This window comes from Hephaestia sp. MAHUQ-44, from assembly GCF_023806085.1.
In the GTDB taxonomy this organism is placed as follows: domain Bacteria; phylum Pseudomonadota; class Alphaproteobacteria; order Sphingomonadales; family Sphingomonadaceae; genus Sphingomonas.
The window spans coordinates 309,722-323,609 of sequence record NZ_JAMSLX010000002.1 but is presented as its reverse complement, the minus strand read 5'-3'; the positions used below and the strand labels follow the sequence as shown (position 1 = coordinate 323,609).

12 protein-coding genes are annotated in these 13,888 nt (G+C 68.4%); 7 read left to right on the top strand and 5 right to left on the bottom strand.

Annotated elements, in window-relative coordinates; all coding sequences use genetic code 11:
• Nucleotides 1–8 precede the first annotated feature (8 nt).
• From kdpC to NFE57_RS03655, 5 genes are all read left to right on the top strand, one after another.
• The gene (kdpC, locus tag NFE57_RS03675; RefSeq protein WP_252134208.1) at nt 9–605 is read left to right on the top strand and encodes a potassium-transporting ATPase subunit KdpC; all 597 of its coding nucleotides are present in this window, start codon (nt 9–11) and stop codon (nt 603–605) included.
• Nucleotides 602–3,262: a DUF4118 domain-containing protein gene (locus tag NFE57_RS03670; RefSeq protein WP_252134207.1), complete on the top strand. Its 2,661-nt coding sequence runs from the start codon at nt 602–604 to the stop codon at nt 3,260–3,262. Before kdpC ends, NFE57_RS03670 begins: the two co-directional genes overlap by 4 nt.
• Nucleotides 3,259–3,942 (top strand): response regulator transcription factor, encoded by a 684-nt coding sequence (locus NFE57_RS03665; protein WP_252134206.1) that lies wholly within the window; start codon nt 3,259–3,261, stop codon nt 3,940–3,942. The genes NFE57_RS03670 and NFE57_RS03665 overlap by 4 nt, the downstream gene beginning before the upstream one ends.
• Before the next feature lie 122 nt (nt 3,943–4,064).
• Entirely contained in the window at nt 4,065–4,613 is a 549-nt protein-coding gene (locus NFE57_RS03660) for a glycine zipper 2TM domain-containing protein (protein WP_252134205.1), read from the top strand.
• A 134-nt stretch (nt 4,614–4,747) separates the two neighbouring features.
• A complete protein-coding gene (locus NFE57_RS03655) occupies nt 4,748–6,532 on the top strand; it encodes an SLC13 family permease (RefSeq protein ID WP_252134204.1) in 1,785 nt (594 codons plus the stop codon).
• Here NFE57_RS03655 and NFE57_RS03650 read toward each other — a convergent pair whose 3' ends face one another.
• Nucleotides 6,533–7,957, bottom strand: a complete 1,425-nt coding sequence (locus NFE57_RS03650) for an aldehyde dehydrogenase family protein (RefSeq protein WP_252134286.1) — start codon at nt 7,955–7,957, stop codon at nt 6,533–6,535.
• Nucleotides 7,958–8,061: 104 nt separating this feature from the next.
• Between NFE57_RS03650 and NFE57_RS03645 the strand changes: the two genes are divergently transcribed.
• Together NFE57_RS03645 and NFE57_RS03640 are read left to right on the top strand one after the other, a co-directional pair.
• Nucleotides 8,062–9,036, top strand: coding sequence for a quinone oxidoreductase family protein (locus tag NFE57_RS03645; protein ID WP_252134203.1), 975 nt, complete (start codon nt 8,062–8,064; stop codon nt 9,034–9,036).
• Nucleotides 9,037–9,116: 80 nt separating this feature from the next.
• On the top strand, nt 9,117–10,475 hold the full coding sequence (locus NFE57_RS03640) for a lipopolysaccharide biosynthesis protein (RefSeq protein WP_252134202.1): 1,359 nt from the start codon (nt 9,117–9,119) through the stop codon (nt 10,473–10,475).
• Here NFE57_RS03640 and NFE57_RS03635 read toward each other — a convergent pair.
• From NFE57_RS03635 to NFE57_RS03620, 4 genes are all read right to left on the bottom strand, one after another.
• Entirely contained in the window at nt 10,454–11,236 is a 783-nt protein-coding gene (locus NFE57_RS03635; RefSeq protein ID WP_252134201.1) for a nucleotidyltransferase family protein, read from the bottom strand. The genes NFE57_RS03640 and NFE57_RS03635 overlap by 22 nt on opposite strands.
• Complete coding sequence (locus NFE57_RS03630; protein ID WP_252134200.1) at nt 11,203–12,117, bottom strand: hypothetical protein; 915 nt, start codon at nt 12,115–12,117, stop codon at nt 11,203–11,205. Before NFE57_RS03630 ends, NFE57_RS03635 begins: the two co-directional genes overlap by 34 nt.
• The gene (locus tag NFE57_RS03625; protein WP_252134199.1) at nt 12,114–13,169 is read right to left on the bottom strand and encodes a diacylglycerol/lipid kinase family protein; all 1,056 of its coding nucleotides are present in this window, start codon (nt 13,167–13,169) and stop codon (nt 12,114–12,116) included. Before NFE57_RS03625 ends, NFE57_RS03630 begins: the two co-directional genes overlap by 4 nt.
• 127 nt (nt 13,170–13,296) lie before the next feature.
• Nucleotides 13,297–13,764, bottom strand: coding sequence for a DUF2141 domain-containing protein (locus tag NFE57_RS03620; protein ID WP_252134198.1), 468 nt, complete (start codon nt 13,762–13,764; stop codon nt 13,297–13,299).
• Nucleotides 13,765–13,888 lie beyond the last annotated feature (124 nt).

The following is a 13,888-nucleotide window of genomic DNA, read 5'->3' as shown; positions in this document are numbered from 1 at the left end:
GCATGTATATGGCCACGCATCTCACCACCGCGCTGCGCCCCGCGATCGTCATGACGCTGCTGTTCGCCGCGTTGCTCGGGCTGGCGTACCCGGCATTGTTGACCGCGATCGGCCAAATCGCTTTCCCGGCGCAGGCCAATGGCAGCCTGATCCGCGACGGCGATCGCGTGATCGGATCGGCGCTGATCGGGCAGGTCTTCGCCGCGCCGCGCTATTTCCACGGCCGGCCGTCGGCGGCGGGCCAAGGCTATGACGCCGCCGCGTCGTCGGGATCGAACCTTGGCCCGACCAGCAAGGCGCTCGCCGAGCGCGTCGCTGCCGATCTCGCAAATCTACCGCACTCACCGCAAGCATCGGTTCCCGCCGATCTGGTGACGACTTCCGCCTCGGGGCTCGATCCGCACATCAGCCCCGAGGCGGCCTTGTTTCAGGTGAACCGTGTCGCGATGGCGCGTGGCCTTCCGGCCGGGCAGCTACGCACGCTGGTCAACGATCATGTCGAGCGGCGGCTGTTCGGCCTGCTCGGCGAACCGCGCGTCAACGTGCTGCTGCTCAATCGCGCGCTCGACAGCATGGCCTCGAAAGAGGCAAAAGCAACCGAGTGAGCGCCGCATCCGATCCCGATCCCGACGCCCTGCTGCGGGCCGCCGCGCAAGAGCATCGCGGCCGCCTGAAACTGTTCCTCGGCGCCGCCCCCGGTGTCGGCAAAACCTATGAAATGCTGCGTCAGGGCGCCGCGCGCCGCGACGCCGGGATCGATGTGGTGATCGGCGTGGTCGAAACCCACGGCCGTGCCGAAACCGAGGCGCTGACGCATGGCTTCACGGTCATCCCGCGCGCGCGGATCGCCTATCAGGGCCGCGACCTGGCCGAGATGGATCTCGACGCGATCCTCGCGCGGCAACCGCAACTCGTGCTGGTCGACGAACTGGCGCACACCAATGCGCCCGGCAGCCGCCACGACAAACGCTATCAGGATGTCGAGGAACTGCTGGCGGCGGGCATCCACGTCTATTCGACCGTCAACATCCAGCACCTCGAAAGCCTGAACGATGTCGTCGAGTCGTTCACCAAGGTCCGCGTACGCGAGACGCTGCCCGATCGCGTGCTCGAAAATGCCGATATCGAGGTGGTCGATATCCCGCCCGACGAACTGATCGAGCGGCTGCGCGACGGCAAGGTCTATATCCCGCACGAGGCGAGCCGAGCGCTCACCCACTTCTTTTCCAAATCGAACCTGTCGGCGCTGCGCGAACTGGCGTTGCGGCGGGCGGCGCAGACCGTCGATGCGCAGATGCTGGATTATCTGCGCGCGCACGCGCTCGCGGGCACCTGGGCGGGGGGCGAGCGGATCGTCGTCGCGGTGAGCGAACTGGCGGGCGGCGCGACGCTGGTGCGCGCGGCCAAGCGGCTCGCCGATGCGCTGGGTGCGCCATGGACCGCGGTGCATATCGAGACCCCGCGCGCCTTGCGCTTCGGCGACACCGATCGCGCGCGCGTCACCGCCGCGCTGCACCTCGCCAGCCAGCTCGGCGGGCAGGTCGCCTCGGTCGCGGCCGAAACCGTGATCGAGGGGCTCAAGAATTTCACCGTCGACGCCCGCGCGACCCAGCTTATCGTCGGCAAATCGACCCGCTCGCGCTGGTTCGAGCTGCGCCACGGCTCGGTGGTCGACCGACTGGTGCGCGACGTGCCCGGCGTCGCCGTCCATGTCCTGCCGCTGACCGAGGAGGCGCGATCGCATGGCGCCGACGCCACGCGCGTCGGGCGCGGCTGGGGCAAGCCGACAGGGTATCTCGTCGCGCTCGCGCTCACGCTGGGCGTCACCGCGATCGGCGCCGCGCTGTTTTCGACCGGCAACATCACCAATATCGGGCTGCTTTACCTGCTGCCCGTGATGTTCGTCGCGACGCGCTATGGCCTGCGCACCGGCGTCGTCACCGGGCTGGTCTCGTCGCTCACCTATAATTTCTTCTTCATCCCCCCGACCCGCACCTTCACGATCCAGGACCCGCAGAACATCCTGACGGTGCTGGTGCTGCTCGTCGTCGCCGTGGTCAGCAGCCAGTTCGCCGCGCGCGTGCGCGATCAGGCGCTGCTCGCGCAACGCAGCGCGGCGCAGAACAGCTCGCTTGCCGGCTTCGCGCGGCTGCTGACCGGGGTCAGCAAGCGCGACGCGCTCGGGCAAGTGCTCTGCGCAGAGTTGGGCCGCCTGCTCGACGCCAATGCGGTGTTCCTGCTCCCCGAGCAAAGCGAGCTGGCGCTGGTGGCCGCCTTCCCGCCCGAAGACGCGCTCGAGGCGATCGATCAGGCTGCCGCGCGCTGGACGTTCGAGAACAACAAACCCGCCGGGCGCGGATCGGAAACGCTGGCGGCGTCGCAATGGCTGTTCCATCCGCTCGCGGCGGGCGGGCGCGTGCTCGGCGTCGTCGGGCTCGCGCGGCCCGATGCCGAGGTGATCCGATCCGATCGGCTGCCGCTGCTGCTCAGCCTGCTCGATCAGGCCGCGCTCGCGCTCGAACGGATCGAACTCGAGGCCGAGATGGCGACGATCGTCCAGCTCAAGCAGCGCGACCAGCTTCGCGCGGCCCTGCTGTCGTCGGTCAGCCACGATCTGCGGACCCCGCTGACGACGATCCTCGGGATGCTTGCCGAGATCGCGCCCGCCTCGGATCGTCAGGCCGAGCAATTGGCAGACGCGCGCGCCGAAGCCGAGCGGCTCCACCGCTTCGTCGCCAATCTGCTCGATATGGTGCGGGTCGAGACCGGGACGCTGCATCAGTCGCTCGAACCGGTCGATCTGGTCGAGGCGGTCGGGGCGGCGGCGCACGATCTGCGCCGCGTCATCGCCGGCCACCCGATCGAACTCGACATCGCCCCCGACCTGCCCTTCGTCATGGTCGATCCGCAACTGTTCCACCATTGCCTGATCAACCTGCTCGAAAACGCGGCGAAATACGGCGACCCCAAGGGGCCGATCCGGATCACCGCGCGGCGCCGCCACGACGGGCTGGTGCTGAGCGTGATCGATCAGGGCCCCGGCCTGCCCGCGCATGAAACCGAACGCATCTTCGGCACCTTCGCGCGGATCGAGGGCAGCGATCGCACCGGCGGCACCGGGCTCGGCCTCGCCATCGTCAAGGATTTCGCCGAGGCGATGGGATTGAGCGTGAGCGCGGCGAACCGCGGCGATCGATCGGGCGCGAGCTTTTCGATCCGCTTCCCCGAAGACCGCATCCGCAAAAGCAGCGACAGCGCATGACGAAGGAACCGCGCCTGCTGATCGTCGATGACGAGCCCGCGATCCGCAAGCTGCTCGCCACCGCGCTGACGCGGGCGGGCTATCGCGTGATCGCGGCAGGCAACGCGCGCGAAGCGCTGAACGCGATCCAGATCGACAAGCCCGATGCCGCGCTGCTCGATCTCGGCCTGCCCGATCGCGACGGGCTCGAACTCGTGCCGTTGATCGCGCGCGCGGGAATTGCGGTGATCGTCGTCTCGGCGCGCGACGCCACCGAGCAAAAGGTGACCGCGCTCGATCTTGGCGCCGACGATTATGTCACCAAGCCGTTCGATACCGAGGAAGTGCTCGCGCGCGTCCGCACCGCGCTGCGCCACCGGCTCTCGGCCGCCACCGACGCCCCGGTCGTCCAGATCGGCGACGTTACGATCGATCTCGACGCGCGGCTGGTGCGCAAGGACGGCGTAGAAATCCACCTGACACCAAAGGAATTCGCTTTTCTCGCCGCGCTCGCCAGCCATCCCGGCCGGGTCGTCACCCACAGCCATCTGCTGCGCACGATCTGGGGCGCGGGGCATGAAAAAGACGTCGATTATCTGCGCGTGGCGGCACGTGGCGTCCGCAAGAAGCTCGAGGAAACCGCCACTCATCTGTCGATCATCCGCAACGAACCCGGCGTCGGCTATCGCCTGCGCCTGTAGCCGCCGGCGCTGCGTTGCCTTGCGCCGGTCACGGCCCGCGTCGATCCCCATGTCGTTCAGCCTCCGTTGTTACAGCCACGCCTATTCCCCCGGCAATCCCGCCTGCAAAAAAGGATAGCCCGATGTTCAAGCCGCTCCTTCTCGCTGCCGCCGCGATCGCGGCCACCACCGCGCTGCCCGCCGCGGCGCAATCGATCGAGGAACAGGCGCGCTTCGCCGAGGCGCAGTCGCGCTTTCAGGCCGAACTCGCGCAATTCCAGGCCGCGTTCGATCGCTATCGCGCCGCGCAGGAGCGTGATCGCAGCAATGGCTATTACGATCGCGGCGGCGCGCGCGTCCCCTACCCGTCCTACGACGACAATCGCGCCGACGCATATGATCGCAACGAAAACGGCTACGATCCCTCGCGTTACTACCGTTCGGGGCCGCAATATGGTGAGCGCGTGCTCGCCCCCGACGACCGCGTCTATGCCGGTGAGGACGGGCGTTATTATTGCAAACGCAACGACGGCACGACCGGGTTGATCGTCGGCGGTGCGGCCGGCGGCCTGTTCGGCAACGTCATCGACGGCGGCCATTCACGGATCGTCGGCACGCTCCTGGGCGGCGCGGCGGGGGCGCTGGCAGGCCGCGCGATCGACCAGAATAACCGTCAGGTGGTGTGCCGCTGACCGGGTGACAGGCCGCGCGGCGACGGCACAGCAAATCGCCGCGCCGCATCAGTCCCCGCTTGCGCGACGCGCGCGATGGAAACAGGGTGGCAATCGTTGGTTACGCCAGCACCCTTCTCCATCCGCGAGGCCGAATGACGCTGCCCCAGATCCTTTCCGTCGCCACGCTTGCAGCGATGATGGCGATGTTCATCTGGGGCCGATTCCGGTACGATGTGGTTGCGATCCTGGCGCTTCTCGCGGCGCTCGCGCTCGGCATCGTCTCGCCTGAAGAGGCGTTCACGGGCTTTTCCGACGATCTGGTCATCATCGTCGGTTCGGCGCTGGTGCTCTCCGGCGCGGTGCAGCGCTCGGGGGTGGTCGAAACCGCGCAGGGCTTCATCTCGCGCCGCGTGAAGCGCGTGAGCACGCAACTCGTCGTGCTCACCGCCTCGGTCGGGTTCGCGTCCGCGCTGGTCAAGAATGTCGGCGCGCTGGCGATGCTGATGCCCGCCGCGTTCCAGATGGCGAAGAAGAACAAAACCCCGCCCTCGGCCTTTCTGATGCCGATGTCGTTCGCGGCGCTGCTTGGCGGGCTGATGACGCTGGTCGGCACCTCGCCCAACATCATCGTCAGCCGCGTGCGCGAGGATATGATCGGCAAGCCCTTCGGCATGTTCGATTACACCCCCGTCGGGCTGTGCCTGCTGCTGATGGGGCTCGTCTTTCTGCGCTTCGGCTACCATCTGCTGCCCAAGGATCGGCGTGCGGCCCCGACGATGGGCGAGGCGCTCGACGTCCATGCCTATGTCACCGAGGCGACGCTGGCCGAGGGCTCGCCCGCGATCGACGAGACGATCGCCGCGTTCGTCAAACGCCACGATCACGACATCACCGTAACGAGCATTCTGCGCGCCGGGATGCGCAGCGTGCCGCTGGCCGATACCGTGCTGCGCGCGCGCGACACGCTCATCCTCGGCGGCGACCCCGACGTGCTCGAACGTGTCATCTCGCGCGACAAGCTCGCGCTGACCGGCCAGAACCGCGACAAAAAGAAGAAGAAGGACGACAAGAAGAGCAGCGAGATCCGCGTGATCGAGGCGGTGATCAACACCGAATCCTCGCTGATCGGCCAGTCCGCCGGGCGGCTTCGGTTACAGGAGCGCTACGGGATCAATCTGATCGCGGTGTCGCGGCGCGGCGAGCGGCTGGTGAAAAGCCTCGGCAATATCGTGCTGCGCGCGGGCGATGTCGTCGTCCTTCAGGGCGCGCTTGACGAAATGCCGGAAAAGCTCCGCGATCTGGGCGCGCTACCGCTCGCCGAGCGCACGCTGCGGCTGGGCAGCAAGCGCAAGGGGTTGCTCGCGGTGGTCATCCTCGGCGCGGCGATGGCCGCCACTGCCACCGGGCTGGTGCCGGTGGCGGTTGCGTTCTTCGCCGCTGCCGGGCTGGTCATCGCCACCGGCGCGCTGCCGGTGCGCGAGGCTTATGAGCACGTCGAATGGCCGATCCTGATCATGCTCGGCGCGCTGATCCCGGTGAGCGAAAGCCTGCGCACCACCGGCGCTTCCGACGTGATCGCGATCTGGCTGTCGCAAACCGCATCTGGGCTGCCGCCCTGGGGGGCGGTGGCGATGATCCTGACCGCAGCGATGGCGGTGACGCCGTTCCTCAACAACGCCGCCACCGTGCTCGTGATGGCGCCGATCGCGGCGGTGTTCGCCCGCGATCTGGGCTATCACCCCGATGCCTTCCTGATGGCGACCGCGGTCGGCGCGGGGTGCGATTTCCTCACCCCGATCGGGCACCAGTGCAACACGCTCGTCTGGGGGCCGGGCGGCTACAAATTCCAGGATTACGCCCGGCTCGGCGCGCCGCTGTCGCTGCTCGTCATCGTCTTCGGCACGCCGCTGATCATGTTCTTCTGGCCGGTGGTCTGATTATCCCAGATCCCCGATCACCGATTTGACCTCCATGAATTCGGCCAGCCCGTATTTGCCGTATTCACGCCCGTTGCCCGATTGCTTGTAGCCGCCGAACGGCAGGCTGGGATCGGGATTGCCCGCGTTGACATAGACCATCCCCGCGCGCAGCCGCGGCACGAACGCCTTCGCCTTGGCCGGATCGCCCGACACCACCGCCGACAGCCCGTAATTGGTGTCGTTGGCGATGCGGATCGCATCTTCATCATCCTCATAGGGGATGATCGTGACCACCGGCCCGAAAATCTCCTCGCGCGCGATTTTCATGTCGTTGCGGACGTTCGAGAACAGCGTCGGCTTGACGAAATAGCCCGTCGCGACGCCATCGGGGCGGCCGGGCCCGCCCGCCTCCAGCGTCGCGCCTTCGTCGATGCCGTCGGCGATCAGCCCTTGCACCTTGTCCCACTGCGCCTTGTTGACGAGCGGGCCGATATGGCGGCCTTCGGTCATCGGGTCGCCGGTTTGGGTCGCCTCCATCACCTGTCTGGCGATCGCGACCGCCGCGTCATGCTGGCTCTTGTGGACGAGCATTCGTGTCGGCGCGATGCAGCTCTGGCCCGAATTGATCAGCACCCCCATCAACCCGGCGGGGATCGCCTTGTCGAGCGGCGCACCTTCGAGGATCACGTTCGGCGCCTTGCCGCCCAGTTCCTGATGGACGCGCTTGACGGTATCGGCGGCGTTCTTCGCCACCTGTATCCCGGCGCGGGTCGAGCCCGTAAAGCTCACCATATCGATGCCGGGATGCGTGCTGAGCGCGGTGCCGACGCCGGGCCCGTCGCCCTGAATCAGGTTGAACACCCCCGCCGGCACGCCCGCCTTCGCCATCACCTCAGCGAAGATCGCGGCCGATCCCGGCGCTTCTTCGGACGGCTTGAGGATCATCGTGTTGCCCGCCGCGAGCGCGGGGGCAACCTTGGCGAGCACCTGGTTCATCGGCCAGTTCCACGGCGTGATCAGCGCGACGACGCCGATCGGCTCGTGCACCACCCGGTTGGCGCCGATCCGTTCCTCGAACCGGAACGCCTTGAGCGCCGCGATCGCCGCCATCAGATGGCCGATCCCCGAGCCGACCTGCGCGGTTGCCGCCATCGAGATCGGGCAGCCCATCTCCATCGCAATCGCCTCCGCGATGTCCTGGCTGCGGTTCTTATATTCGGCGATGATCGCCTCGAGCAGCGCCACCCGCTCATCGACGCTGGTCTGCGAAAAGCGCTCGAAAGCACGCCGCGCGGCAGCAACCGCTTTGTCGACATCGGCCGCCGTGCCGAAGGTGATTTCGGTGCACGGCTGTTCGGTGGCGGGGTTGATGACCTGATGCCGGGTGCCGCCATCGCTTTCCACCCAGGCGCCATCGATATACTGGTTGAGGTAGCGCTTCATCCCGGCCTCCGAATGTTCGAACATCCGGTATGTTGCGGCGGATGCCGATTCGTTGCAACCCGCAACGCATGATGGAATGCCCGAAGCGGCGAACAGGAGGTTATGTGGCACGCGTCGTCCGTATCGAACAAACCGGCGGCCCCGAGGTGATGCAATGGGTCGATGTGGATCTGCCCGATCCGGCGCCGGGCGAGGTACGGTTGCGCACCACCGCCGTGGGGCTCAACTTCATCGACATCTATCACCGCCGCGGCGACTATAAACTGCCGCTGCCCGCCGAACTCGGCTCGGAAAGCGTGGGGGTGGTCGAAGCCTTGGGACCGGGTGTCACCGGGCTGGCCGTGGGCGACCGTGTCGCCACCTTCGGCCCCGAACGCGGTGCCTATGCCACCCATCGCAACCTGCCCGCCGAGCATCTCTCGCGGCTTCCCGACACGGTCGATGATGCGAGCGCGGCCGCGCTGATGCTCAAGGGATCGACCGTCGAATTCCTGATCGAACGCTGCGCGAAGGTCGAAGCCGGCCAGACCGTGCTCGTCCACGCCGCCGCCGGTGGCGTCGGGCAACTCCTCGTCGGCTGGCTCAAGGCGATCGGCGCGACCGTGATCGGCACCGTGGGCAGTGCCGCCAAGGCTGCGCGCGCGCGCGAAGCGGGCGCGGATCATGTCTTGGATCGCAGCCAGGCCGATGTCGCGGCGCGCGTGCGCGAGATCACCGGCGGCACGGGCTGCCCCGTGATTTTCGACGGCGTCGGCAAGGCGACCTGGGCGCAGTCGCTCGATTGCGCCGCGCGGCGCGGCCTCATCGTCAGCTTCGGCAGCGCGAGCGGCCCGGTCGAAGGCGTCGCGCTGGGTATGCTGGCCGCCAAGGGCTCGCTGTTCGTGACGCGGCCGACGCTGTTCGATTACGTCGTGACGCGCGACGAACGCCAGCAGGTGATCGACCGGGTGTTCGCAATGCTCGCCAGCGGCGCGATCTCAGCGGGGATCGGCCAGACGCTGGCCCTTACCGACGTCGCCGAGGCGCACCGCCGGCTCGAAGCTGGCGCGACCGAGGGGGCCACGGTGCTGCTCCCCTGATGCCGCGCCGCTCGTTTCACCCCGTGCAGCGCCCGGCTCCCTTGCCGGGCGCGCGATAGCCCTTTAGTCGGCGCTCGCGCATGGAGAACGATCACTTGCCCCGCGGCTTTGCCCGCCTGCCCAAAGGGGTACGCGCCGCGGCGCGTAACCTGGGCTGGTTGCTCGCAAGCCGTGGCGTCCTCGCGATCCTGTCGCTGGTCTATCTCGGGGTTGCGACGCGGACGCTCGGCGCCGCCGATTTCGGCCGCTTCGCGCTGATCACCGGCGCCTCGCAGGCAATCGCGCTGCTCGTCGGCTTTCAGACCTGGCAGATCGTGGTCCGTTACGGTGTCGATCACATCAACGCCAACGACGAGGTCGGGCTGGCCGCGCTGCTGCGTGCGTGCGTGCGACTTGACGTGCTGAGCGCGCTGGTCGGCATCGCGCTGGCGATCCTGATCCTCGCGGTCTGGGGCGGCGATTTCGGCATCACCCCCGATCTGATGCGCGCCACGCTGATCTTCGCGGTGGTCCAGCTCATCACGATCCGATCGACCCCGCTCGGCGTATTGCGGCTGCGCGACCGCTTTTCGCTATCGGCACTCGCCGACAGCCTCACACCGCTGACGCGCTTCGTCGGCGCGGGGCTCGCGCTGGCACTGCTGCCGACGGTCGAGGGCTTCCTGCTCGCCTGGGCGGCGGCCGAACTGGTGACGGCAGGCGCCTATTGGATCATCCTCGCACGCACCGGCGATCTGCGGCTGCTCGTCAGGCGCCCGCCGCCCGGCTATCGGCTGCTCGCCGCCAATCCGGGGCTGGTGCGCTTCACGCTCAGCACCAACGCCAGTTCGTCGCTTAGTCTTTCGACCAAGCATGTACCGCTGCTGCTCGTCGGCGGCTATGTCGGCCCGGCGGCGGCAGGGGCGTTCCGGCTCGCGTTCCAGATCGCGCAGGCGCTCGCCAAATTGTCGCAATTGCTTGCCCGCGCAGCCTTTCCCGAGATCGTGCGCGCGGTGCGCTCGCCCGCCGCCGCGCGACTGCCACGCATCCTCGCCCGCCTGTTCTGGGCGTCGTCGGCCGCGGCGATCCTGATCCTTGCCATCGTCGCGGTGGCAGGCAAACCGATCCTCGTGCTGGTCGGCGGCAACAGCTTTTCGGACGCCGGGCCGCTGCTGCTCTGGCTGGCCGCGGCGGGCTGCGTCGATCTCGCGACGGTGAGCTTCGAGCCGGTGCTGATGGCGGTCCACCGCGCCGGCACCGCGATGGTCGCGCGTACCGCCGCGGTCGCGGTGCTGCTGGTGACGACGGTGATGCTGCTGCCGCGCATGGGCGAAGTCGGCGCCGGGATCGGCGTGCTGGCCGGGTCGCTCGCCGGCGCGGTGTTGCTCGGCGCGGCGGTGATCCACTACGCGCAAAGCACGCGCGCCGCCGCTAAGGGTCAGCCACCCGCAACGAGTTGACGCACGAGATCGAGATCGGCGGGCTTGTCGACATCGATCGCCGCCCGGCCGTCATGCGCGGCAACGACCCGCGCCGTCACGCCCGCGCGCTTGCCGAGATGCGCGATGGCGTCGGCCAGCGTCAGCCGCCGCGTCAGATAGCGGAACAGCAAGCCCGGCCCCAGCCGCCGCACGATCCGCCACGGTCGCTTGCGATCGGCCTCGACCTGTTGCCACAGTTCGATCGCCGCCGCCGCGCGCGAGGTGGCGAAGTGGAACAGATTGCACCCCGACCAGTCGCCATCGGCAAAGCGCAGATAGGTGCGCTGCGTCGCGGGCGCCGCCGCCTCGATCGCGTCGCGCCGCGCAAGCAGCACCGCGACATCGGCGTCGCCGGGCACTTCATCCAGAAACGCCCGCACCCATTCGGGGCGCAGCAGCGCGTGATCGGCGGTGGTGAGCAGCAGCGGCGTACCGAGCGCCGCCAGCCCCGCCGCCGCGCTCTGGCTCGGGCCGGGTGCGGCGGGGACGATCTCGGCTCCCAGCGCATGCGCTGCCGCAGTCACCGCGGGTGTCGAGGCCGAAACGCCGATCCGCCCCGCCCCCGCCGCACGCAGCGCGCCCACGACATGCGCGAGCATGGTTTCGCCCTCAATCTCGATCAGCGCCTTGTCGGCGACACCGGCATAGGTCGCGACCGGATCGGGCCCGCCACGCGACCCGGCCAGTATCAGCGCGTTGAAGCCGCTCACCGTGACCCGGCCGTCCGCCACACGCGCCACAGCACGCCCGGCGCGGCAAGGATCGGGTGACGTTCACGCCACGGCGTCAGCGCGATCGCAAGCCCGGTATGCCGCTCGATCTTCCACAAGGCGTAGCGCGTGGCGCCGTCGAAGGTGAACGCGGCCTTGAGCAGCCGCGCGAAATTGAGCGGCTTGCCCATCCGTCGCCGCGCCTTCCACGCCCGCCGCAGCGCGCGCGCGCGATCCGGCGCGAGCCGGGGCTCCAGACCGTCCCCGGCCGTTGCAAAAGCGATTCCTCCAGCTTCCCATGCCGCAGGCAGTAACGCATCGAAGCGTTTGGGATCGAACGCAAGTATCTGATCCTCGCGACCTTTCTTCTCGACCCGGAATTCGGTGCGGTAGGTCTCGGCGAACAGCGCCTTCCAGAACGCGCGCGGTATGCCCTCGGCCGGCCCCAGCATCGCCGCGAACCCTGCGGCGGTCATCGCTGCGGCGCCCACGGCGGTGCGCACGCGCGTTGCAATCGCCTCGTCGCGGACCCAGACCAGCGCCGAGGGCTGGACGAACCGCGTCCAGATCGTCGTGTCGAGCGCCTCGCCGCCGGCCGCGCGCTCGAAAATATCGAGCGGCATCGTCGCCACCTTGGCGCGGATCGTGGCCTCGCCCACCGCGATCTCGTGATAGCTGACCTCGGGCCACAGCCAGCGGTTCGCCAGCCGGCGTACCCGGCCCCCGCCCGCCTTTTCGGTCAACACGTAGAAATCGATCACGCCCGAAAGGTCGCCGGTCCGCAGCACCGAGCCGTAGAACAGCACCGCGACGCCGCCCATCGCCTCGGCCAGGCTGGCCGCGGCGGTGGAGACGGCGGGCGGGGTGTCGACGCCGAGCTCGCGCGCGACGAGGGCGCCCAGCGCCGTCACGGCACCGCAAAGTCGATCGGTGCGCCCGCACGGACGGTGAGATCGCCGCCCCGGTACAGTTCGCCGTCGAGGATGAATCCGCCTTCGAGCGACAGATCGAACGCACGCAGATCGGCGCGACGATAGCCCGCGCGATCGAGCGACCCTGATTCCGAGCCCGCCAACAGCGGCGGCACCGTCAGCACCATCCGCTTGGGCGGTGCATCGACCGCGAGCAGCTTCAGCCCCGCGCGCCGGCGGCCGAACGGCTTGAGGTACAGCGGCAAGCGTTCGAGCGTCGAGGCGAACAGCAGGTAGAACGATCGATCGGCATCGCGCCCGTCATCGGTCGTCAACCGCATCCGTTCGCCGATACGCCACGGATTGCGCGCCGTGCCGAACAAGGTCTGCGCGATGCCCAGCGCCAGCGACAGCCCGACCGCAAGCCCGTTGAACGCGCCGAAGCGATGCGTGCGCTGCGCCACCTTGGTTGCGCGCACGAAGGCACCCGCCCCGAACAGGAACCCGCGTACATCGGGCTGATCGGCGCCGTCGCGATAGATTTCGATCGGTGCCCGGCGGACGAACCGGCCGCGCGCCGCCGCCTGCACGGCATCCACCACCGTCCAGTCGAGCGGCACGCCGAGATCGAGCGCGAGTGCGTTGGTCTTGCCCGACGGCAAGACCGCGAGGCGTGGCATCCGGTCGCCAAAGGCCGCAGGTGCCGCGCTGATCACATCGCGCACTGTGCCGTCACCGCCATCGACGATCAGCAGATCGACGCCTTCGGCAGCAAAGCGTTCGAGCGTTTCGTTGAGCGCCGCCCAGCTCGCCGGGGTTTCGAAGCGCACGTCGCCGGGCAATTCGAGCACGCGGCGCGCGCGCGCGCGATTGCGGTGGCTCTTGGGGTTGCTGACCACGCCGACACGCGGCAACGGATACGTCCCCGGCGCCAGCGTGACCGGTGACGGCCGCGCCAGCACGAGCGGGCGTACCACGCGATCATCATGGCGCGTGCGCGCGATCAGAGCGCCGCCATCAAATCGCGCATAAGCGTGAGGTCCGTTGCTCAAGAATCAACCGCCTGTATCGTGATTGTCATGGTTCCCACCTACGTTACTGCGGGGACCATTGTTCCTTGGCGCAACAAATGGGCGGGAATGCGGCCATTGACAAGACCGGGCGCGGCCACGCGCCCGATCAGCGCGCGTAACGCATCCTGATCCGCATCGTCATATCGCCCGCGGGCACCGCGAAGCGCACCTTGGCGAACGACGGCAGCCCGAGCGTGGTCGGCGCGTCGTTCGAAAAGCCGAACCCCTCCTTGGGGGTGGTCAGCGTGCGGTTGAACGTCCGGTCGCCATTCTCGTCATGATAGATCGCCACCGCATAATGGCCGGGCGTGACCCAGAAACACGCCGAGGTCCGTGGGGCGACCGAGGCCGTGCGGACGCGGCCGGCTTTGCCGCCCTTGGCGAGGAAACGACGCTGGTCATCGCCGTAAAGCGTGAAGGCGACTTCGCCCGCCGCGCTGCGCACGCCCTCGGCCGTGACCGTCAGCTTGACCTTGCCCGCGCCGGCCACGCCATCGCATGCCTCCGCTGCGTGCGCGGGCGGTGCCGACAGCGCCGCTGCCGCGAGGCTTCCCAACAGGATCGACCGAACCACGTGCGCCAACCTCCTCGTACCGATGGCGCCACGCCATCGGCGTCAGTGTTCGATCTGAAATGCCGCCAAAGGCGGATTTCACATCGTTCGGTGCCGGCCCGCTCCCCCACCCGGCCACCCATAG